20 protein-coding genes are annotated in these 22926 nt (G+C 57.7%); 12 read left to right on the plus strand and 8 right to left on the minus strand.

Annotated features, from left to right (window positions below):
* The first annotated feature begins 46 nt into the window (after positions 1–46).
* From BM069_RS11100 to BM069_RS11120, 6 genes are read left to right on the plus strand one after another with little or no spacing between them, the layout of a single operon-like run.
* Complete coding sequence (locus BM069_RS11100) at positions 47–1255, plus strand: formate dehydrogenase subunit gamma (RefSeq protein ID WP_093324129.1); 1209 nt, start codon at positions 47–49, stop codon at positions 1253–1255.
* Positions 1256–2551, plus strand: a complete 1296-nt coding sequence (locus BM069_RS11105; RefSeq protein ID WP_093323733.1) for a c-type cytochrome — start codon at positions 1256–1258, stop codon at positions 2549–2551.
* A 2-nt stretch (positions 2552–2553) separates the two neighbouring features.
* On the plus strand, positions 2554–2679 hold the full coding sequence (locus BM069_RS20120) for a hypothetical protein (RefSeq protein ID WP_280137034.1): 126 nt from the start codon (positions 2554–2556) through the stop codon (positions 2677–2679).
* 4 nt (positions 2680–2683) lie between these two features.
* The gene (locus tag BM069_RS11110) at positions 2684–4066 is read left to right on the plus strand and encodes a sigma-54-dependent transcriptional regulator (RefSeq protein WP_093323734.1); all 1383 of its coding nucleotides are present in this window, start codon (positions 2684–2686) and stop codon (positions 4064–4066) included.
* Positions 4059–6041, plus strand: a complete 1983-nt coding sequence (locus tag BM069_RS11115) for a sensor histidine kinase (protein ID WP_093323736.1) — start codon at positions 4059–4061, stop codon at positions 6039–6041. The genes BM069_RS11110 and BM069_RS11115 overlap by 8 nt, the downstream gene beginning before the upstream one ends.
* A gap of 14 nt (positions 6042–6055) precedes the next feature.
* Entirely contained in the window at positions 6056–7432 is a 1377-nt protein-coding gene (locus BM069_RS11120) for a multicopper oxidase family protein (protein WP_244503603.1), read from the plus strand.
* Here the strand turns inward: BM069_RS11120 and BM069_RS11125 are convergent.
* The gene (locus BM069_RS11125; RefSeq protein WP_093323737.1) at positions 7425–8375 is read right to left on the minus strand and encodes a GlxA family transcriptional regulator; all 951 of its coding nucleotides are present in this window, start codon (positions 8373–8375) and stop codon (positions 7425–7427) included. The genes BM069_RS11120 and BM069_RS11125 overlap by 8 nt on opposite strands.
* 111 nt (positions 8376–8486) lie before the next feature.
* On the opposite strand from BM069_RS11125, the gene BM069_RS11130 reads away from it, so the two are divergent.
* From BM069_RS11130 to BM069_RS11155, 6 genes are all read left to right on the plus strand, one after another.
* Positions 8487–9197 carry a GntR family transcriptional regulator gene (locus tag BM069_RS11130; protein WP_093323739.1) on the plus strand — a complete coding sequence of 237 codons (711 nt, stop codon included), beginning with the start codon at positions 8487–8489 and terminating at the stop codon, positions 9195–9197.
* 9 nt (positions 9198–9206) lie between these two features.
* A complete protein-coding gene (locus tag BM069_RS11135) occupies positions 9207–10124 on the plus strand; it encodes a dihydrodipicolinate synthase family protein (protein ID WP_093323740.1) in 918 nt (305 codons plus the stop codon).
* Positions 10125–10127: 3 nt separating this feature from the next.
* Complete coding sequence (locus BM069_RS11140; RefSeq protein ID WP_093323742.1) at positions 10128–11624, plus strand: aldehyde dehydrogenase; 1497 nt, start codon at positions 10128–10130, stop codon at positions 11622–11624.
* Entirely contained in the window at positions 11621–12961 is a 1341-nt protein-coding gene (locus BM069_RS11145) for an NAD(P)/FAD-dependent oxidoreductase (RefSeq protein WP_093323743.1), read from the plus strand. Before BM069_RS11140 ends, BM069_RS11145 begins: the two co-directional genes overlap by 4 nt.
* A gap of 156 nt (positions 12962–13117) precedes the next feature.
* The gene (locus tag BM069_RS11150; RefSeq protein WP_093323745.1) at positions 13118–14827 is read left to right on the plus strand and encodes a cyclic peptide export ABC transporter; all 1710 of its coding nucleotides are present in this window, start codon (positions 13118–13120) and stop codon (positions 14825–14827) included.
* Positions 14824–15600: a hypothetical protein gene (locus BM069_RS11155; protein WP_093323747.1), complete on the plus strand. Its 777-nt coding sequence runs from the start codon at positions 14824–14826 to the stop codon at positions 15598–15600. The genes BM069_RS11150 and BM069_RS11155 overlap by 4 nt, the downstream gene beginning before the upstream one ends.
* Here BM069_RS11155 and BM069_RS11160 read toward each other — a convergent pair.
* The 7 genes from BM069_RS11160 to BM069_RS11190 all read right to left on the minus strand — a co-directional run bounded on the left by BM069_RS11160 (position 15567) and on the right by BM069_RS11190 (position 22925).
* Complete coding sequence (locus BM069_RS11160) at positions 15567–16196, minus strand: CDP-alcohol phosphatidyltransferase family protein (RefSeq protein ID WP_093323748.1); 630 nt, start codon at positions 16194–16196, stop codon at positions 15567–15569. The genes BM069_RS11155 and BM069_RS11160 overlap by 34 nt on opposite strands.
* A gap of 14 nt (positions 16197–16210) precedes the next feature.
* Entirely contained in the window at positions 16211–17731 is a 1521-nt protein-coding gene (locus tag BM069_RS11165; protein ID WP_093323750.1) for a xylulokinase, read from the minus strand.
* 81 nt (positions 17732–17812) lie between these two features.
* A complete protein-coding gene (locus tag BM069_RS11170) occupies positions 17813–18931 on the minus strand; it encodes a glycosyltransferase family 4 protein (protein ID WP_139216187.1) in 1119 nt (372 codons plus the stop codon).
* Positions 18928–20073, minus strand: a complete 1146-nt coding sequence (locus BM069_RS11175) for an LptF/LptG family permease (protein WP_093323753.1) — start codon at positions 20071–20073, stop codon at positions 18928–18930. The genes BM069_RS11170 and BM069_RS11175 overlap by 4 nt, the downstream gene beginning before the upstream one ends.
* On the minus strand, positions 20070–21197 hold the full coding sequence (locus BM069_RS11180; RefSeq protein ID WP_093323754.1) for an LptF/LptG family permease: 1128 nt from the start codon (positions 21195–21197) through the stop codon (positions 20070–20072). Before BM069_RS11180 ends, BM069_RS11175 begins: the two co-directional genes overlap by 4 nt.
* 40 nt (positions 21198–21237) lie before the next feature.
* Positions 21238–22128 (minus strand): phosphatidate cytidylyltransferase, encoded by an 891-nt coding sequence (locus BM069_RS11185; RefSeq protein WP_093323756.1) that lies wholly within the window; start codon positions 22126–22128, stop codon positions 21238–21240.
* Positions 22125–22925 (minus strand): SDR family oxidoreductase, encoded by an 801-nt coding sequence (locus BM069_RS11190; RefSeq protein WP_093323757.1) that lies wholly within the window; start codon positions 22923–22925, stop codon positions 22125–22127. The genes BM069_RS11185 and BM069_RS11190 overlap by 4 nt, the downstream gene beginning before the upstream one ends.
* Between the last annotated feature and the right edge of the window lies 1 nt (position 22926).

The following is a 22926-nucleotide window of genomic DNA, read 5'->3' on the forward strand; positions in this document are numbered from 1 at the left end:
ATGAAGACCGGCCCCGATTTTGGCATAGGACAGGATGAGGTTCCTGATGCGCGCGCTATTGTGGATTGTTTTGAGTGTGATTCTGGCGTTTCCCGCCATGGCAGATGATGCGGTTTCCGGTGAGCCGCGCGCAGCGACAGGTGGCGCGCAAACGCTGGAAGACATCATGGCGCGACAGCGCGGAGAGAAACTGGACGACAGTTTCCGACGCGATGCGACAGGGCAAGGCAATGTCGAGGCCTTGATGGGACAGCTCGGCACCCGCGGCACGGCGTCAGACGCCGATGTGTTCCGCGCATTGCGCTATGGCAGCGCCGACACCACCACCTCAAACCGCGGCCCGACCGCGGGCCTGCTTATTCAGGACGGCGGCATGCGCTGGCTGAGTTTCCGCGAAGGGCCGATGCTGACATATGGGCTGTATTTCCTTGGCGCGATGGTTGTGATTATCGGGGCGTTTTATGCCTTCCGCGGCAAGATCATGATCGAAGGTCCGAAAACAGGCCGCAATATCATCCGCTTTGATGCCTTCGAGCGCTTTGTTCATTGGGTGATGGGCGTCAGTTTCATCATCCTTGGTCTGAGCGGACTGTTTCTGATTGCAGGGCGTAAGTTCCTGATCCCGTGGATGGGGCATGACGCCTATGCCACGATTGCGCAGGCCGGGAAGTGGGCGCACAACAACATGAGCTGGGCTTTCATGCTCAGCGTGATTTTTGTGTTCATTCTCTGGATCAAGCACAACATTCCGGATCGCGGCGACATCAAGTGGATGGCGCAAGCGGGTGGGCTGTTTTCCGAAGGCGTGCATCCGCCGGCCAAGAAGTTCAACGCCGGTCAGAAGATCATTTTCTGGTCTGTTATCATCCTTGGTGTGTCGATTTCCATTTCCGGTCTGGCACTGCTCTTCCCGTTCTCGTTCTCGATGTTCGGCAAAACGTTTGAGATCATGAATATGACTGGCCTGCCGGCGTTAATCACCGGCGCTTCATTACCAGAGGTTTTGTCTCCCTATGCGGAGATGCAACTGGCGCAGCTGTGGCACGGAATTATCGCGTTTATCTTCATCGGCATCATCATCGCGCACATCTATCTTGGTAGCGTCGGCATGGAAGGCGCGATCGAAACGATGGGCACCGGCGAAGTCGACGAGCAATGGGCCAAAGAGCACCATTCCATTTGGTACGAAGAAGAAATGGCCAAGGCCAAAACACCGCCAGATGGGGCGGAAGATCAGGCAACTCCGGCAGAATGAATGCGGCGTCTTGCGCTGATCCTTGTCGCCTGTCTTTGGCCTCTGACGGCAACGGCCGGCGACTTTTTTAAACTTGAAGGGCATGGTGGACCGATCAAGGGCATCGCCGTGTCACCTGATGGCCAGCGCATCCTGACCGCGAGTTTTGACTATGCCCTAGGATATTGGGGTGACACGCCGACATGGCTTGAGGGGCATGAGGCGGCGGTGAACGCGGTAGTGTTTGTGGACGACCGCCGTGCCGTGTCGTCGGGCGATGATTTTGCCGTGCGACTCTGGGATTTGGAAACCGGTCAAAGCGACGTCCTCGGCCGACACAAAGGCAAGGTGGTGTCATTGAAACTGTCCCCCGACAAGCAAGCTGTCGCGTCGGCAAGTTGGGACGGAACCATCGGCATCTGGCCGATAAATGGCGGCGCAGCGCGGTTTATTCAGGTCAATTCCAATGTGAATGATGTGTCCTTTGTGCGGAGTGGCGAAGCGATCTTGTCTGCCGGATCAGATGGCCACATTCGCGAATGGGACGTGACCACAGGCGCGCAAATCCGGCTTGTTCTGAGCAACGGGTTTGGCGTGAATACGATGGTGCATGACGCGGCGCGGGGCTGGCTTGCCTTTGGAGCGGTGGACGGGGTGACGCGGATCGTCGACACGCAAACGGCCGCGACGATCAAAGACGTGACGCTCGAGCGGCGACCCATTCTGGCAATGTCTCACAGCCGTGACGGACGGTATCTGGCGATCGGAGATGGTGAAGGCTACATCATGCTTTTGGATACATCTGATTGGTCGATCCATGCAGATTTTCGCGCCACTCATCGCGGGCCGATCTGGGCGCTGGCATTTTCAGCAGATGGCGAGAATATCCATGCTGGCGGGCTGGATGATGCGATGTTCAGCTGGCCTCTAACCGACCCGCGTGACGCGCCAAAAATGGTCGAAGGCGAGCGCGCCTTTCTGAATGGTAACGACAGCGCATCCAACGGCGAGCGGCAGTTTCAGCGGAAATGCTCAATCTGTCACACGCTGACCGGTGACAGCGCCCGCCGCGCGGGGCCGACACTCAAAGACCTGTTTGGCCGGCGCGCGGGAACCGTCGCCGACTACTCCTATTCCGACACACTTTTACACAGCAACATCGTATGGAACGCGCAAACCATTGATGCGCTTTTTGATTTGGGACCGGATGTGTATATTCGGGGGACCAAGATGCCGGTTCAAAGGATCAAAGCCCCTGAAGACCGCGCCGACCTGATCAAGTTTCTTCGTAACTTCAGCGAAACCAGGGAAAACTGAAAATGAGAGCATTTCTTGTGGCCTGCGTCGCCGTCATCGGCATCGCCATCGCCGCCTATTATGGCCTAAACGCAATCGGCTTCTCCGCGGCCGATTCAGCCAGCGCCGGGTCTGTGCGGCTGGATTGACCCAATGACGCAAACAGTACGCGCCCGCCCGCAAGACAAGGCGGCGTCGGAATTTGGCAACGGGCTGGCGACAGCCTCGGTTCTTGTTGTGGATGACGAACCGGGCATTCGCAATTTCATCGTCAAAATCCTGCAACCCGTAGTCGGCCGGATCGAACAGGCCGCCAACACCGAAGTTGCCTCACGGCTTTTGGATGCCAACCACTATGACATCGTGATTCTGGACAACGTAATGCCAGGCACAACGGGGCTGGAGTGGTTGAGCGAGCAGCGCAAGCTGGGGTTTTTTGCCGACACGATCCTAATCACGGCCTTCGCCGACATGGACACCGCCATCGAAGCGATGCGCGCCGGTGCGGTGGATTTTGTGCTGAAACCATTCCGGTCCAACCAGATTCTGAACGCGGTTGCACGTTGTGTGGATCGGGTGAGCCTGCGTCGCGAGAACTATCTTCTGAAATACGAGCTTGCCAGCGGCAATGCACAGGTCCGGTCGCGACTGCTGGGAAGTTCTCCGGAGATTGCGCACATACGCGATACTCTGGAACGCGCGGCGCCGTTGCCAACCCCTGTGCTGCTGACAGGGGACACCGGCACAGGCAAGGAAGTGGGCGCGCGCGCCCTGCATGTCTTGTCCGATCGGGCCGAAAAACCGTTTGTGCCGATCAACTGCGCCACGATTTCGGGCGACACGATAGAGGCAGAACTGTTTGGCCGAATCCTGCAAGATCCGGCGGGGCGTACGGTGCGTCAGGATGGGCTGTTTATGAACGCCAATGGCGGCACACTTTATATGGACGAGATCATAGAGATGCCCCTGCCCGTTCAGGCCTCGTTGCTGCGGGTCATTGAGCATCAGCGGGTGCGGCCGGTCGGATCATCGCGTGAAGTACCTTTGGATCTGAGGTTCATCTTCGCCACCAACGGCAACCTTGAGACCGCTGTTTCCGAGGGACGTTTCCGCGCCGATCTGTATCACCGCATCAACGTGTTACAGGTACAGATGCCAAAGCTGAAAGACCGGATCGGCGACCTGAAGGAGCTGGCAATGATGTTCATCCAACAGGTTTCACAAAGCCTCGGCGTACCGCCGTTGACGCTTTCTGAGGACGTTCTACTGAACATGTCGCGCTATGACTGGCCAGGAAATGTGCGAGAGCTGCGCAACCTCATTGAGCGGTCGCTGATTGTCGGAGAGTGGCCTTCGGAATTTGCCGCAAACGGGAGCGACGAGGAGGTCGAAGCCATTGACAGCCTCGCGGCGGTTGAACGGAGGCATATCCTGACGGTGCTGGATGCCTGTGACGGCAACCGCGCAGAGGCCGCGCGACGGCTAGGTGTGTCCCGCAAGACCATCGACCGCAAATGCGCAATGTGGAATGTCTAGTCAGTCCGGCAAGACGATGACCCGCGCGCGGTCTGTGCGCATTCGCCTGTTGGCGATTGCACTGTTGCCAACCTTGGTGATCATGCCAGTGTTTTTCATGTCCACGGCCGTCAACTGGGGCGGTCGGTTCGACAACCTGCTGATCGCCAAAGTGAATGGCGAACTGACCATCGCCGATCAATTCCTGACGCAGCAACTGGAGAAAAGCGATCTGCAAATACGTGCTGTCGCAGAGTCTGCGGAGTTTGTGCACTGGGCCGGGAACGGGCAAGGGCATGCCCTAAAAACCCTGCTGGATGCCGAACGCGCGGCGTTGGGGCTGGATTTTCTCTACTACATGAACGGGGATGGTGATGTGCTGTCTTCGCCCGCATTTGCCAAGACGGACGCCCTCGCCCGATGGCCGGTGGTCAGTCAGGCCTTGTCCGGCGTGGCCGCGAGTCACATCGATGTCTTTGGACTGTCAGACCTTGCCGGTATCAGCGACGACTTGGCGGAACGGGCGCGGATCAGGCTGGTGCCAACAGAGGCCGCCGTACCCACCGACCGTAACGAAGAAACACGTGGTATGGTCGTTCACACCGCGACTCCGGTGAATGTGGGACGCGGGGGCGCTCTTGTTGGAGGGGTGCTGCTGAACCGCAATCTGGAGTTCATCGACACGATCAATGACCTTGTTTACCCCAGTGCCAGCCTGACCGAAGGCTCCGTCGGCACGGCCACGCTTTTTCTGGATGATGTGCGCGTATCAACCAACGTTCGGCTCTTTGAAAACGAGCGGGCACTGGGCACGCGGGTTTCGGCAATTGTGCGCGAAACCGTGTTGGAAAAGGGCGAGATCTGGCTCGACCGCGCATTCGTGGTGAATGACTGGTATATCTCGGCTTATGAGCCGTTGACGGACAGTTTCGGTAACCGCGTCGGGATGTTGTATGTCGGTTTTCTGGACCAACCTTTTCGGGACGCCAAATTTTCCACCATTCTGACGTTTGCGGTGGCCTTTGCCGTCATCGTTTTATTGTCGGTACCGATTTTTCTGCGCTGGGCGCGGCAAATTTTTGAACCATTGGAACGTATGCTGCGCACAATCACGCGGGTTGAAGGCGGCGATCTTGGCGCGCGGACTGGTGTGGACAACACCGGCGACGAGATCGGAAGGGTTGCAGCGCAAATGGACGAATTGCTGGAGCAAATTCAGGAACGTGACCGCGAATTGACCCGACGCGTGGCCGCACGCACCAAAGATCTTGAGATCGCCAATCAACAGCTGGAAGCCACTTCACGACAGTTGGTCGTGTCCGAAAAGCTTGCCGCCATTGGCGAGATTGCTGCCGGCATCGCGCATGAAATCAACAACCCCATTCAGGTCATCCAAGGCAATCTGGACGTGATGCGCGTTGAACTGGACGCAGACGCAGAACGCGTCGAAACCGAGTTGCGGTTGATTGATGAACAGGTGCATTCGATCTTTCTGATCGTGAATAAGCTGTTGCAATTCACGCGGCCCGACGAATACGCGGAAAGCATGGAACATCACCGCCCGGCAGATGTGATGACGGACACAATCCCTCTGGTCCAGCATTTGCTGAACAAGGCGGAGATTGCTCTGAAACTTGAAACTCCAAGCCTGCGCGCGGTGGCGATCAACCGCACCGAAATGCAACAGGTGTTCATCAACCTGATCGTGAATGCGATTCACGCCATGCCAGATGGCGGCGCCTTGTCCCTCATGGTGGAAGACCGCGGACAAGGTGTTTCAATTGTTGTGGCGGACACCGGCGTTGGGATGTCGCCCGAGGTGCTGGCGCGGATTTTCGACCCGTTTTTCACCACCAAACAAGGCGAAGGCACCGGCTTGGGTTTGTCGATTACGCGCAAGTTGGTTGAGCTTTATGACGGCACAATTGAAGCTGAGAGTACCGCTGGGTCGGGTACAACATTCAGAGTTTGGTTCCCCGAGGCTAAAGACATGTGACGCAGGAGAGTACCATGATGAAACTCAATCGTCGTAAGGTGTTGATGGGTGGTCTGGCAATGGCAGGCATGCCGCGCTTTGCCAAAGCAAAAGACGACGGTTTCCTCGAACTCGCTGCGTTTGAAACACAGATGCAATTAGTCGAAGGAGAGTATCCAAAAACCGCGGTATGGGGGTTCAATGGCTCTGTTCCAGGTCCGCTTTTGGGGGGCGTTCAGGGTGAAAGAATGCGCGTTCGACTTCGCAATGAGCTCACCGAGAACACAGCCGTGCATTGGCACGGAATGCGGGTCAAAAACGCAATGGATGGCGTGCCAGGAATGACGATGCAAGCCGTTCCGCCACAGGGATCATTTGACTACGAAATCTCCCTTAGGGATGCCGGAACCTATTGGTATCACAGCCACAATCGATCTCTAAAGCAGGTCTCCAAAGGGCTGTACGGCATTGTAGTTGCGAGAGAATCCTCTCCGTTGGATGTCGATCACGATTTGGTAGTGGTGCTAGATGACTGGCGGTTGTCACCCGATGCGCAGATCACCGATGATTTTGGCAACATGCATGATCTGAGCCACGCAGGGCGATTGGGAAATTATATCCACGCGGTTGTTGATCCGCTGCCTACCCACTTTGCAGCTAATCAGCGGGTGCGCTTGAGATTTGTGAACACGGCAACGGATAGGATCATGCCGCTTGCGTTGCAAGGGGTCGAGGGATGGATCGTTGCACGCGATGGCATGCCTTTGGCCAGACCCGAAGCGATGGATCAGATCACGCTTGGCCCCGCAGAGCGCGTGGACGCAATCGTTGATGTGACCGCCGAAGCGGGCGGTGAAGTTCTTTTGGCCTTCCGCGAGGGTGATCAGGGATATGTCCTAGCCGAAACTCCGGTGTTGGCTGGAGCTCGGGCACGGCGTGCGCCGGTTGAGGCATTGCCCCCCAACCCGATCACGAACATCACCTCGGTTGCCGACGCACGAGCCGTACCAATGGTGATGGAGGGCGGCGCGATGGGCGGTCTTCGCGGTGCCACTTTCAAGGGCGAAAACATGGACATGCGTGCTCTCGTCCAAGAGGGTCAGGTCTGGGCGGTCAATGGCGTTGCCGGTCTGCCCGACGCGCCACTGTTTGAGGCCAGCCTCGAAGAAACTGTCGTTCTGAACATGCAAAACGACACGGCGTTTCCCCACGCCATGCATATGCACGGCACACATTTTCAAGAAGTGCTGCCAGACGGGTCATTTGGTCCCCACAAGGACACTGTTCTGATGATGCGAGGAGAACAGCGCGCTTTTGCCTTTGTTGCCGACAATCCAGGCAAATGGCTGATTCACTGTCATATGCTGTCACATCAAACCGCTGGCATGAAAACCTGGTTCAAGGTCAGTTGAGTTTGCTTTGTTGTGCGGTAGGCGTGATACCGAATTTTCCGCGATAGACCCGCGCGAAATGGCCCGGGCTTTCAAATCCGCAGGCCAGTGCAATTTCCGTGACGGATTGATCCGTTTGCACCAACAGATTGCGCGCGCGATTCAGACGCAAATCCATCAGGTACTTCTTGGGTGAACAATTGAGGTAGCGCCCGAAGATACGTTCCAGCTGACGGGTCGAGATGCCGATTTCATCAGCAATCAGACTCGGTGAGCGCGGCCGCTCAATGCAGTCATTCATGATTTGGATCGCCTTCACCAAATGCGGATTGCGCATTCCGTGGCGGCTTTGCAGGCTGACACGCTGTTCCGCTGTGCCTTCGCGTACGGCGTTGTAAACCATTTGATCCGCAACGGCCGTGGCCAGCTCGGCACCATGGGTTTGGCCGATCAGATGCAACATCAAGTCGGCTGTGGCCGTACCGCCTGAAGCCGTGATGATGGGCTCGTCGGCAACAAAAACACTGCTGACGAGATTCACGTCAGGGAACTCTTCAAGAAAGCCGTCGTGGAAATCCCAGTGAATTGCCGCCCGCATGCCATCCAGCATGCCACCTTTGGCAAGAATGTACGCAGCAGAACAAAGGGCCCCTATCCCAACCCCCTTGGCCCGTTCGCGGCGCAACGTATTGAGCAGGTCAGCATCGACATGATTGTGCACATTGATGCCTGACAACGCGAAAACACGGTCACATTTGGGCAAGTTTCGAAAATCGCAATCGACCAACGATACCGTGCCATTGGAACAGGTTTCACGATCTCCATTACGGCTTGCCAAAGTCCATTCATAGAGCGTTTTTCCGGCAATCAGGTTGGCAATGCGCAACGGTTCAATCGCGCAGGAGAATGCGATGTGCGTGAACTCCGGCACCAGAAGAATGGCAAAACGTTCAGACTTGGTCATTGTGAAAGGCTAGCACAGGGTTTGGAATGTCCGGCAGCTCTTTTTGTATACACATTGTATTTTTGAGTCTAGCTTTGTGGCAACTCGCCTGATTCCCGACCGGAGACCCTTATGTCCGCAGACCCGAAATCCCGCAAAGAGGCGCTCTATGTTGCTTTGAAGGCGTCTGTTTTGACGTTGGAATTGCCGCCTGGATCGGATCTGGATGAGACCGCACTAAGCGAGGAGTTTTCTCTGTCCCGCACACCCTTACGGGAGGTGTTTCGCAATCTCGCGGGCGAAGGATACCTTGATCTTCGGGAAAACCGGGGAGCCCGCATCAGCGAAATGAGCCACAAAACCCTACGCGACTTTTTTCTCGCAGCGCCGATGATCTACGGCGCGGTGATGCGGCTCGCAGCGATTAATCACAAGACCGAGCAAATCGGAGAATTGATGGCGGCCCAAGAGAGATTTCGCGCGGCCTTGCGCAAGGGGTCGGGCGCAGAACGCGCGCTTGCAAATACCCGATTTCACGAAGTCACTGGCGAGATGGCAGGCAATATCTATCTGACGCCAAGCTTTCAGCGGCTGCTGATTGACCATGCCCGTATCTCGATGACGTTTTATCAGCCCCAGAATGGCGACATGGCCCGCAACGTCGGCGAAGCCGCGGACCAACACGACGCCATCATTGCCGCCATCCAAGCCCGCGACGATGAAAGATGCGCCCAGCTGGCGATTGACCACTGGAACCTTTCGCGAGGCCGGATTGAACTTTTTGTAATGCCCGCGGGGCTGGACATGCCGCTGGGTGAGCTGCCCGCGACGCAAACGGCTTAGAGGATCACCATGACGCCAATCTTCAAATTCGAAGGCATTTATACGCCGGTAGTGACACCGTATCATACGGACGGCCGAGTCAATTTTGACACCCTCGCCAACGTGATCGATCACCTGATTGATCGTGGCGTGCATGGCCTGATTTCAGGTGGCTCAACCGGTGAGAATTATGCGCAAACCGTGGCGGAACGTGTGGAAATCGCGCGGTTTACCAACGATCGGATCAAGGGGCGCGTTCCGTTGGTGATGGGCACAGGGGCTATGCTGACAGATGACTCCATCGCACTCGCAGTTGCGGGGCGCGAAATGGGAGCCGATGCCATTCTGCTGGCCAGCCCACCCTATGCCGTGCCGACAGATCGGGAAAACGCCTTGAACGCGCTGGCCATCGATAAGGCCGCGAACCTACCGGTGATGCTCTATAACTACCCACACCGGACAGGCACGATGATGGGGGAGGAATTCCTCGATCGTGTCGGGCGATCCCGCAATTTCTGCGGCATTAAGGAAAGCTCCGGCGATATCAACCGCGTGCACCTTTTGGCGCGGGATTACCCACACATTCAATTGGGATGCGGCATGGACGATCAGGCGTTGGAATTCTTCGCCTGGGGAGCACCGTTCTGGGTTTGTGGTGGGTCAAACTTCCTGCCGGACGAACATGTCGCGCTTTATCAAGCCTGTGTTGTCGAAGGAAATTTCGACAAAGGCCGCCGGATCATGAGCGCGCTGATGCCCTTAATGCGGGTGCTCGAGCAGGGCGGAAAGTTCATTCAAACCATCAAATATGGTGTCACCCTCAATGGAATGGACACGGGTCCGGTCCGCGCCCCGCTCAAGGGATTGAACAAGGACGACAAACGCGCGCTGGAGCAAGTTGTGCGCGTGCTAAAAACCACAATTTCCAACATTCAGGCGGAGGGCTGAGACATGGGTCTGCTGACAAAATACGAATACGCGGCACTTGCGGCTTCTATGGATTTTCCCAACGCGGCTTACATTGACGGAGCCTATCGGCCAGCCGTGTCCGGCGCGACGTTCCCCACCACCAATCCGGCAACAGGCGAGCGTTTTATGGATGTGGCTGCTTGTGGGGCCGCAGACGTGGATTTCGCCGTGGAAAAAGCGCGGGAAGCGTTTGACGACGGACGCTGGTCGCGCGCGCACCCTTCTGATCGCAAGGACGTATTGATCCGGTTTGCCAAGCTGTTGACCCGCAACGCGCGCGAGTTGGCAGTTATGGAAAGCCTTGATAGCGGCAAGCCGATTTATGACTGCGAAACCGTGGACATTCCGGAGACCATCCACTGCATCAAATGGCACGCCGAGGCCGTCGATAAGATCTACGATCAGGTCGCACCGAGTTCGGACGATCACATCGCGATGGTGGTGCGCGAACCGATTGGCGTTGTGGGGTTGGTGCTTCCTTGGAATTTCCCTTTGCTCATGTTGGCATGGAAAATTGGACCGGCTCTGGCTGCAGGGTGTTCGGTGGTTGTGAAACCGGCAGAGGAAACGTCGTTAACAGCGCTGCGTGTCGCAGAACTGGCACGCGAAGCCGGCCTGCCGCGCGGGGTTTTGAATGTGGTTCCAGGAAGTGGCGCCGACGTAGGCGAACCTATTGGGAGGCATATGGATATCGACATGGTGTCTTTTACCGGCTCCACTGTGACCGGCAAAAAATTCCTGACCTATGCGGCAGAAAGCAACGCCAAGGAGGTGGTGCTTGAGATGGGCGGGAAGAACCCCGCCATTGTCATGGATGACGCGGAAAATCTTGATCGCGTGGCACAGCATCTGGTGAATGGCGCCTATTGGAATATGGGCGAAAACTGCTCTGCGACCTCGCGCCTGATCGTGCACCACGCGGTGAAAGACGAGTTGCTGCAACGGATCGAGCACCACGCCCAGCAGTGGAATGTCGGTGATCCGCTGGATCCGGAAACCCGAATTGGCGCGCTGGTGAGCCCTGCGCATTTCGAGAAAGTCAGCGGATATCTTAAGAAGGCCGAGAAGGTTGTTTTTGGTGGATCCGCAGGAGGCGGATTTGTTGCGCCGTCTCTGGTCGAGCTGCCTGATAACATGCATCTTCTGGCACGAGATGAGATATTTGGCCCTGTTCTGGGTGTGATCGAAATCGACAACTTTGACCAAGCCATTCAAGTAGCGAACGACACCGACTATGGCCTCTGCGCCAGCCTGTTCACAGCCAACGCCAAGCGCGCTATTCGCGGCGCGCGGATGCTGCGGGCGGGGACTGTGACAGTGAACTCATATGGCGAAGGGGACATCTCGACACCGTTTGGGGGCTACAAACAATCCGGCTTTGGCGGGCGCGACAATTCCCTGCACGCCCATGATCAATACACACAGCTCAAGACGATCTGGATAGACCTGTCTGACGACGCGGACGAGGCCGTGTCGTGACCACATATTTTGCGCGCCGTACTCCGGTTCATCGGGGTGTGGCTGCATGGAATGCGATACTTGGGCCACAAGGTAAGGCCTCCCCTTTGGATCGGGACATCACCGCGGATTTTTGCGTAGTTGGAGCCGGATTTGCAGGTTTGTCAGCGGCGCGGCGATTGCGGCAGTTGCTACCAGAGGCGCGGATTGCAGTTCTTGAAGCCGGACGGGTGGCCGAAGGGGCCGCTGGGCGAAATTCCGGCTTCATGATTGATTTGCCGCATGATCTGGCCTCAGAGGACTATGCCGGTGACGGGGATGACGCGCTTTTGACCCGTCTGAATCGCAAGGCAATTGCCTTTGGCGCAGAGGCGGTCGCGGACTATCGGATCAACGACGACTATTTCGATTCCGCAGGCAAAGTGAACGGCGCGGCGGGATCTACGGGGCATCGCCACAATATCAGCTATGCCGCGCATTTGGCGTCACTTGGGGAACCACACGAATTGCTGGATGCGCCGCAAATGACCGAGCTGACCGGATCGCAGCACTATGTTTCGGGGCTGTACACGCCTGGAACGGTGATGTTGCAGCCCGCCGGATATATTCGTGGATTGACCAGCGGACTTCGCAAGCAAGGCGTTGAAATTTATGAAAACTCCGCTGTGGTTTCTTTTGAACAACAGGGCACAGATTGGCAGGTTTCTACCGCGAAAGGGCGGGTTTTTGCGAGCAAGATCATACTTGCGGTAAACGGGCATCTAGAGAGTTTCGGTGTTGCCAAAGGGCGGCTGATGCATCTGTTTCTTTTTGCCATGATGAGCAAGGAACTGGACTGCGAGGCACGGGCAAAGCTTGGAGGTGCGGAGCGCTGGGGCGTCACGCCGTCAGACCCGATGGGCACCACCATGCGGCGCATTGATGCGGGGCAAGGCGGGCACCGGATTGTGACGCGCTCATGCGCTGTTTTGCGGTCGGGAATGCAGTCAAGCTCAAGCGATATCAAACAGGCAAACTGCGTGATGAGTAGAAAGTTTGACCAACGATTTCCTCAACTTAGAGGTCTGGAAATGGACCACGTCTGGGCAGGACACCTGTGCCTTTCGCGCAATGGTGTGGCTGTGGCCAAGGAAATCGAAACCGGTGTTTTCTCTGCATGTGTACAAAACGGATTGGGGACGGCTCGGGGCACTTTGACAGGCATTGCTGCCGCCGAAACAGCCGCTGGATACACATCGGAGATCACAGAATTTTTTCTCAGTGAATCGTGGCCCAAACGCCTCCCCCCTCGGCCGATCCGCGATATCGGGGCCAACGCAATTCTGCGTTGGCGCGGGTTTTCGGCGCGGAACGAATAGGACAAAACAACCCCTCGGCAAAACGTCGGTATCACGTCGGTTTTGCGTCGGTATCCGCACCGCCACGCGCTGGTGCCGATTTCACTCAACCCACCACGCGCGTCTGGCGTCAGAATCCGAAACCCGCTAGCGTGACGACGACGGCGAGGGGCGTAGATGACCATCCAATTCAAAGACATACCTGACCCAAGCGACGGAAGTTTTCCGGCAATGGCAGAGCGGCGTTGGACCGTTTTGAATTTTCTGGCAACTGCCAGCGGTCTTTTGCGGGGGCCGGTTATCTTTCTGACGCTGCTGGCGGGCCTGTCCCGCGCCGGAATGATTTACGCGATCAACGAAACTGCCCGCGCTGGCGGAGCGGTTCTGACATGGTCGTCCCTGTTGATGGTGGTTTGCGCGGTCACGATGCTTCTGGTGGGATATGTCCTGCGGATGAAGGCTTTTCTTCTAGTGACGTCGGTCACACGTTTGTTGTGGCGCCGCTTGGCAAGATTGCTGCTGCGGGCGAACATCGATTTTCTGCTCTCGCAAAAGCATGGCCAAGTCTATTCGGCACTCACAACCGAAGTGAATGGCCTGTCAGCGGCGGTGGTGTCGATCGTCGAAGTCGCCGGCGCGCTGATCGTTCTCGCATTCGCCCTGCCCTATCTGTTTTTTGTGTCTCCCGCGTCCGGCTTTGTGGCTTTGATCGCAGTCGGGATCGGTTTTGCCGGATTTGCCATTCTGGATCGTCCGGGTCGCAAATGGCGGTATCGAGCCGGAGTGCTTTTCGCGGACTATTGCGATCGGGTTGGCGACATGCTTGGGGGATGGAAAGAGTTGCGGCTGCGAAAAACGCGGCGCGATGCTCTGGAGGAGGAAACGCTCGCCATCATTGACGCGCATGTAGAAGCCCGAAAGCAGGCGCAACAGCTTTTCGCCGGTAGCGCGGGCGTCGGTCAGGGTGCGATCATTTTTCTTCTGTGTTTTGTTGTGACGATCCTACCGGTGATCAACCACGCGGATTCAACGGTGATGTTTCAAGTATTGACCGTCATTTTTCTGGTGAATGGCCCGATTGAAACCATGTTCAACGCCCTGCCGAACCTAAGTCGGTCTGAGACCGCATATTATCGGATCAAAGCCGTTGAGTTTGCGCTGTCCAACGCACAAAGCCTCGCCAATGTCTCGGATCAATCTGCGGCGACAGAGTTTCGTGAAATCACCCTGAAGGGCGCGGAAGCGCTTGTGGGGGAAGTCGATGCACCCGAGGCGACGCCGTTTCATCTTGGCCCCGTTGATCTGACATTTACACCAGGAGAAACTGTTTTCATTTGCGGTGGCAACGGTTCAGGAAAGACGACCCTCTTGTCGCTCATCACCGGATTGCGACACCCCACAAAGGGGGAAATCCTGCTGGACGGAAAAAGCCTTGATGAAGGCAGCACGGCCGCCTATCGCGAATTGTTTTCCAGTGTGTTTTCCGGCTTTCATTTGTTTGAACGGGCCTATGGGAGCACGCCTCATGAGCGCGAGGAATTGGAGCGCCGCATCATACAGTTGGGTTTGAGCAGCCGTGTCAGCATGCTGGATGACAAGTTCTCCACCACCTCGCTTTCGGCGGGACAGAGCCGTCGAATGGCGCTTGCCGTAGCCTTGGCAGAACGTCGGCCCATCATTGTGCTGGACGAATTTGCTGCGGATCAGGATCCGGTCAATCGTGCGTTCTTTTATGACGTTCTCGTGCCGGAACTCAGCGCCTCAGGTCAATTGGTTCTCGCCGTGACGCACGACGACCATCAGTTCCACAAATGCGATCGTCTGATAAAAATGGAAGGTGGGCGGGTGGTGTCTGACCAGAAGATGCAAAAGGCAAATGCGGTATGAGTGATGTGACACGTCCGGATCGCGCGGTGGCCTTGGGCCTTGGCATTTCGGTCATCCTGACAACTTTTGTCGTCTGGGTGGTGAACGCGCTGATTTATACTGCGCGATGGGATTTCATTGCTTTTCACCCTGAACGTGCCGCACGCCAATCCCCGACAATCAGCCGCGCCATATCGGACCCGCGCATCGGCGAACCTTTTGCCGATTGGATGGCAATTTGCGCACCTGCGTTGTTAGTCGGGGTTACATTGCTTGTATTGGGCATATTGGCAGACCTGCGCAGCAGGATAGGTCACGACACCAAAACCTTCGGGTGGTTCGCCCGCATGGGCGGTTTTTTGGTGATCTTGCAGGCGATGGCGTCTGTTGGAATGGTGGTGCTCAGCCACTTCCGGTTTCCGGACCATCATTTCGGGCACATGATGGGCAGCTACCTGTTTTTCTTTAGCCAGGCGCTTGTTGTGTTTGGCGGACAAGTGATTTCCAACGCGTTCAGCCGCCTGCCGGAAAAAGACCAAGTTCTGCTACCTGTTATGGTGGCCATACGGCGAAAATACATCTGGGTGCCCGTGATTTTGGCGGTGGTCTATTTGAGCTGTTTTGTTCTCAAGGACGTGGATCTAGGAGCAATCAACAAGCCGCTGTTTGTTGTCTATGTCTCGACCGAGCCGCTCTTGATCAGCTCGTTTTTGTTCTATGTGCTGAGTTTTGTTCCGGATTGTTTGGCGATTGTGCTGCGCTATGTGCGCGGATCATCTGTGACGGCGGCCTGACCGTCGGCCTCGCGCAACATCGAGAAAGCGCGCCGAGCGCGTTGTAGTGCTGTGACATGCGACAACACCGCAAATCCGGCAAGGCCGGCAGTGATCATCCACGCGCCAAACAGCCCCGTTAGCAATAGCATGGCGCATAGGTAAATCACGCGCTCCATGCGTTCAAAAAAATCGGGCCAGTCGGTATTTGAAACCGGCATTTCGATCGCAGTGCGGGCCTTGGCATAAGAGGTGATGACGCTGCCGGAAAAACAGGCAAGTGCAAGTGCCCAGTGATCGTGAGCATAGGCCAAAACAGAAAGCACGACGAGTTCCTGATAGCGATCAACCATGGCATCAAAATAGCCGCCGGACTTGGACGACAGGCCCGTGCGACGGGCCACTGCGCCGTCAAGCGCGTCAAAGGCAAAGGCCACAACGAGGGTCAGGCCAAAAATCACCTCGGATCCGTGCCAAAGGTAGGCAAGCGAGGCGAGCACAATGAGGACAAGCCCAGCGAAGGTCACTTGATTGGGTGTCAGCCCCGCTTTGACCAAAGGTGTGGACATCGCCTCCCACATCGGGTCGATTTTGTTCTTGAGCAGGCCGTCGATCATCGGGCGGTTCCTTTTCAGCTATAGCTGCGCAGGGCGTGCTTGCGGAGCTTTCCCAGACGCACGGAGCGGTCTTCCAGCGCTTGCACGCGGGCGGGGTCAGGCGTGAAATGCGCTGTGGTGCGGCTGCGCAAGCGGGCCGCGGCAACCGCAGGGCTGGTGGCCCACCCCATGACAGACGCAGCCAAAGTTGCGGTGCCCAGCATCCCCGCATGGCGGGCCTCGCCCACCCGAATATCTCGGTTGAGTGCATCGGCCAGAGTCTGCGCGACCCGCGGGTTGGCGGCCATGCCGCCAATCAACGTGATGGCACCATTGGTGCGCAGCCCTTTTTCGCGGCTCACTTTGGACATCGCCCATTTGAGATTGAGCGCAACACCTTCTACCGCTGCGCGGCGCAGAGCATCTGCGTCATGGTGCAAAGACAGATCAAAAAATGTCCCACGCAGCGCGTCATTGTCGGTGGGCACCTTTTCCCCGGCCAACCAAGGAAGGAAAAACGGATCATCCGGCTGCGGCGATCCGATGGCGTCAAGGGCGTGTCCGTCTGTGGTGCCCGTGATGCGGGCCGCCCAATCCAACGCTGATCCGGCGTTTTCCTGACTTGCGATCAATAGAGGGCGCATATCGAGGCCGGACGTCACCGTGGCATAGGACGCGGGAACATTCAGGCGGCGGTCTGGAAAGAATCCCGCAATCCAAGCAGAGGTAGCAAGCGAGATGTGCAACGCGCCATCTTCGACTTCACCCGACCCCAGCGCACCGGCAGTCACATCCGACGTACCGGCAAGCACGCGCACCGCGGGATCAAGGCCGAGTTCTGCTGCTGCCTGCGGGGTGAGCGTTTCGACAACCGTGTCCGCCGTTGTGATCGGGGCGAGCTTCTCGAGCGACACGTTCAGCATCCCCGCCAAGTGCTGCGACCAGCCTTCGCGGCCACGGCGGCTGTCCATCATCCACGTCAGATTGGCACTTTCGGGGCTGGTGGTCATCACGCCGGTCGCGCGATGGACCAACCAATCTTTGGCGTCAATCAACCAACGGGTACGGGTCATGATTTCCGGCTCGTGGCGCTGCATCCAGAGGATTTTCGCGGTGGCGTCCATGCCGTTTTTGGCGGGCGCCCCGTTGGCATAGCGCAGCCAGCGGGCAAGCTTAGTGAGTTGATAGCCGTGGACCTGAGGAAAGCCGCCAATGAAGGCTTGCGCAAGGCTGCCTGCGCGTTTGTCGAGCCACGTCATACAGGGTCTTAGCGCGGTGCCATTTTCATCCGCGCAGATCAGGCCGCAAATCTGGGCGGAAAACACCAAAACAGCAGCGCGATCGCGAAGATCCGGCACCTGCGTTCGCAAGTCGGACAGTGCCCGCGTCAGCCCGCCCCACCAATCGTCAGGCGTCTGTTCGGCAATACCACCCGGCGCAAGATTGAGTGGATATTGCGCGGTTGCGCGCGCGACGACATTCAAGTCCCCGTCGACCACACCGACCTTAACGCCGGAAGTGCCGAAATCGGCGGAAATGACCAGATCGCCCTGCATCAATACCTTGTCCCAAAAAGTCTTTTTCTACCCCATCGGGTTCTGAAGGGTCTGACATGTCTGGACCCCGTTTGGCAACTCTCAGCGCAGGGCGCCGTGCAAAAACGCCTCATAGGCGGGGCCTTGGTGGCGGACGTCAAATGTATCCGCATGGGCGCGTGCCCAGCGTTCAAGGCGGGTTTGCAGCGTGGGCTGGCTTGCAATAGCAAGCAATTTTCCGGCCAAGGCTTTGACATCGGCAGGCGGCACGAGCAACTCCGCTCCGGGACCCGTCAGAACCGTGCCATAGCCGAGATTGTCAGCTGCCACGGGTATTGTGCCAGCGGCCATTGCTTCGATGAGGACCAGCCCGAAGCTTTCGCCGTGGTGCGCTGGCGCAGCAAAGACATCGGCTTGCGCAATCAGGCTCCGCGCCTTGGCATCGGACGGAGGGGGCACAAACGTCACATTGGTCAACCCGAGATCCCGCGTTTGTTGCAGCAGAGCCGGTTTGCAAGGGCCGTCGCCTGCAATGGTCAAACAGGCGTCAGGACGCTGGGTTTCCACCTCCCGCCATGCTGCCAAAAGGGTTGCTGTGCCTTTGCGTTCTTCCAAGCGCCCCATACAGACGATCGTAAACACCTCGGAGGGTATGGCAACATCGCGGGCGGCACGCCAACCGGACAAATCCACGGTCGGCGGTAGGATTTTGGGCAAAGGCGTGACGCCGTTGGCGCGCCATTGATCCTGCGGCGCTTTGGAGGGCACGACGATGCCGGAAAGGCGGCGGTTGAACCAATGGGCAGAACGGCGCAGCGCCCAAGCCAGCGGATCGAAGCCCGCGCTGTCGGGCAAGGTCGCGTGGAACGTTGCCACACCGGGCACGCCCAACGCGCGCCAGACCTGAAACGGCAACATCGGCGTCCATGGGGTGTGCAGATGGCACACTTCGGCCCCCCAGGACCGCAAGTCTTCGACACAGGCCTTCAGGTCGGCGCGACTGGCGCGGGTCAGTTCGAATTTGGTGCCGTGAACCGCGATATCGCGAACCGATCCGAGTTCTGTGACACCATCAACACTCGGAACCGTGCTCTGTCCGGGAGGGGCGACAATGCGCACATCATGTCCTTGCTTGCGCAGCCAATGAGACAGGTCACGGATATGGGTTTGCACGCCGCCGTGGCGGCTCATCGCATAGGGAGTGACTTGGACAATTTTCACGCGTTCCGCCCCTGCAAACCAACTTTGCGGCGGAACAAATACCCCGCGTGATGCAGTTGTAAAAGACAGGCCACACCGAAGGCAATCGCCAAGGGAAGCGCGGCTGCGAGGTGCGGTGGAACACGGCCGTTTATTCCCAAAATCCAGAAAGATTTCACACCGACAACAGTGAGATACCCAACCGCCGCCAAGGCCATAAGGCGAGGAGGGTGAAGGCGGCGCCCGCTGAGACCGGATTGCGCCAAAGACGCCCCGAGAAAGATCAGGACACCTGGCAGAAAAAACGCCAGTTGGCGAAAGGCCAAAGTGGTTTGCGCGTCGCTGGCGGCCTCAGTGCCGGTAAGCGTGGCAATTTCGCGAGCGGCCGAATTGGGCAGATAAAATCCGTGGACCCCATACCATTGCAGGCTGGCAGCGTTGATAGGCAACGCGAGCCGAAGATCATCCAACCGCTTTGGGGCAAATCCGCTCTCCGCGGTCCACAAGGTGACATTTTCCAGCACCCAAAGCGTAGCATCGGGGTCTGGCAAAGCCCGATCGGCACGGATCACACGCGTCAAAGTTGGTGCAGATAGCCCTTCGAAAATTTTGACGTTTTCCAGACGGGCCCCCTCGCCCCGATTGACAGAGGCCGTGATCGCCGTGTCATTGCCGACAATCCAGTGCTCGCCAACCTCGGTGGACCCGAACCACTGGCCATAACGGCCCAACTGTGTCTCGACTTGAGCCTTGACGGCGACAGGCCGCACCCAGTTCTGAAAACTGAATTGCAGAGCTCCGAAAACCAGCGCGACCATAAGGATCGCGGTAAAATGATAGCTCGGTGACAGACCGGCAGTGGCGAGCACCACATCTTCTCTGCGTTGGTGGCGCCACAGAACCGCAAGAAAACCACCGATCACGCAGGCGGTGCCCAACAATCGGGTGAGCACATCAACCGCCCGATAAGAGGCATAGGGCATCAAAATGTGCCAGAGCGGGGTATTTGCCGCCTCCGCCTTTGCGCGCAGCTCGTCCAGTGTCTTGGTCAGGTCGATGGACAGGGCAATCACCACAAGCGCAAAGAGCACAAAGCCCACCGTCATCAGGTAGCTGCGTGCGATCAGGCGCACGGCGGAGCCGGTATATGCGCGAAACGTCATGCGGCGCTGCGGTCCGGTGTCATCAAATCTTCGGCGCGCCAAGACAGAAAAATCAGGGGCGGCCCGAGATAGAGTGACAGAGCAAGAGTTGTCGTCAGCATGGGTGACAGCGCCCCAACCCAGCCATTGACTGTGGCGCTGCTGGTCACATCCACAGCCATCATCACCACAGCCGCCAACGGAAGCGAGACCACGCGGGCCAGCCCCTTGCGGCCTGCCACCAAGGCAGCCAATGCCAATAGCCCCGCCAAAGGCACCATCAGGGCCCGCGTGGCGATATCGGCGATGCGCTTGCTTCCGTCCTGACGCACCAGCAAGAGCTTTTCCGCGTCCCCTCTGGTGCGATCAACATCAGGCGCCACGTCGGACATATTGAATGCGAATTCGGCGGCGTTCACGGCGTATCGGTTCATAAAAGGCGGCGTCGGGGTGTCGGCGCGCCGCACCTCATGGGTCACAAGGTCTTCTAGTTTCACGATGTGGCGGTCCTCGCCATCGTCCACCACACGCCAGTTTCGGGACGTGGCCGCCCGCCAAAAGCCGCCGATATCCGGTTGATAGACAAAAAGGTTGCCGTTGCGATCCGGGTCAGTGCCATCCGGCGGCGTCGCAATAAAGGTGGTGTCTTTGATGGTTTGATGCGCGGTACGGGTGCCCGCGGATTGAATGCGACGCAAGACATAGTCCTTGCGCAGCTCAGCAATTGTCACCCGTTCCGCGTAGTCCGAGAGCGGCAGGACATAGCCTGCGTTGCCAAGGCTCAACACGCCACCCAAGAAGCCGATGCCCAGAACCAGAGTGACCACGCGCCACCATGGAATGCCCGCGGTGGCAAGCACCACAAGTTCTCCGTTATCGCGGGCCTCTCCCACCGCAAAGTACACAGCAATCAGCAAGCCAAAGGCCAACGCGAGATCGAATATCTCTGGCATTCGGAACATCAACATCTTGGCCACCACACCTGCGCTGCCGTCAAAGCGCAGAGCGGTTTGCAAGAGACCGGTGAATTCCTCCGCCAGAAAAATGGCCTGAACCCCGACAATAATGAGCAAAAGCCGCCAAAGGATCGGCCAGCCAATAATGCGCCGGACCGGTTGGCGGAGGAAGGGGCGGAACACGCTCATACGGGGATATTCCCAGCGTGGCCTGCGGCTGGCAAGAGACTCAGCACAGACTTGCCAGCAAGGAGAGCGCGATGAGGCCGGCTCCGGCTGCGATCCAGCTATCGAGGCTATCCAGAAGCCCGCCCTGACGGGAGAAGACAATGGGGAAATCCTTCACCCCGCCGATCCGCTTGAGGCGTGACGCCGCAAGATCGCCAGCCACCGCAAGACAACCCACGAACACCGCCAGCAAAGCAGCGAGACCCAAAGGCTGGTCAAGCAAATATGCCCCGAAAGCTGTCAGAACGATCAGGCTGAGTGCGCCGCCGACAAGCCCGCCGATTGTTTTGTTCGGACTGAGTGTGGGGAACGCCTTTGTGCGGCCAAAAAGTTTGCCGCAAAGAAGGGCAAGACTGTCAAAGATTTCGACGAGCAAATAGGCCGCAAACATCAGTCCCGCGAGGTTGGGCTGAATCGCCCCATATGCCAGCAAGGCAAGCGGCAGAACCGGAAAGACCATTAGATCCAGTATCGATTTGGACGTCCGCGGATTGGAGGCGTTTGGCAGCACAATCAAGCGCACAAGCAGTAACGCCCACACCCCAAGCACCGCCATTGCGATCCGGTCATCAAGGGTTGCGACAACTGTGAGGCCAGCGGTCAAAATACCGATCAACAGCGGTGCGGGGCCATCCTTCATCCGCACGCTTGCGCTTTCGAATCCGATGCGCAGTGCCGCCAGCGCAAAGGCAGGCACAAGGGCCAATGGGCCTAGCAAGAAGAGACCCGTGAGCACACAAACGATTAAGGTCGCGCTGAAAAAAGTGCGCAAAAGATCCAAACCCAGTGCGCGTGTTTTGGGCAACAAGGCAACCGTAGAAAGCAGCGCATAGCCCGCAATCAAGAGAGCGCCTGCGATCAGGGCCATATCTTTGACCAACAGCGGCGTCATTTTGACCGATGCTTTCGGATAATGCGACGTTGATGCCGCCGCAGCGCTGGTGCCAGAAAACCCGACACCACGCCCAGCGCAGTCATAGCGGGGCCCGTGGCCACGGACGGGCGACCGGATTCCATCGCCTTGATCAGTTTTGCAGCAACATCCTCGGGCTGCCACAATCCGCCCCCGTCGCCGATTTCGGCAGTTGCCGCGGGTTTGGTCGCTTTCTCGGCTTCAAGCTGAGGGGTGTCGGTGTCAGACGGGTGAATGGTGGTGACGGAAATACCCAAATCGGCCAACTCGAGATGTAGAACCTGCCCGAGCCCCGAGAGAGCAAATTTGGTCGGAGCATAGGCAGAGTAGCCATAGATACCAAAGAAGGCCGCAACCGATGAAACAAGGCCAACTTTGCCGCCGCCATTGGCGGCCATGGCGTCCTTGAGGGAATGCACGAAGTAAAGCGCGCCGAAATAGTTCACGGCCATGTGCCGCTCATGGATGGTCAACGGCTGTTCGGTGAACAGTCCCGGTTCAGCGATGCCTGCGGAAGCTATGGCATAATCTGGTGGTCCCATGGTTTGCACCGCAGCTTTCACAGCAGAGGTGATGTCAGCGCGCTCAGAGACATCAACTGGAAAACCCTGAACAGTGATGCCCGGCGACTGGGCCAAAATGGCGGCACGTGCGGAGGCGAGTTTGTCCGGATCACGAGCGAAAAGCGCGATGTCATGACCCTGCGCCGCCAATTGGTGCGCCACGGCAAGCCCGATGCCACTCGATCCGCCGGTGACAAAGGCCGGACCAGGCATC

The sequence above is a fragment of the Shimia haliotis genome, assembly GCF_900114415.1.
In the GTDB taxonomy this organism is placed as follows: domain Bacteria; phylum Pseudomonadota; class Alphaproteobacteria; order Rhodobacterales; family Rhodobacteraceae; genus Shimia; species Shimia haliotis.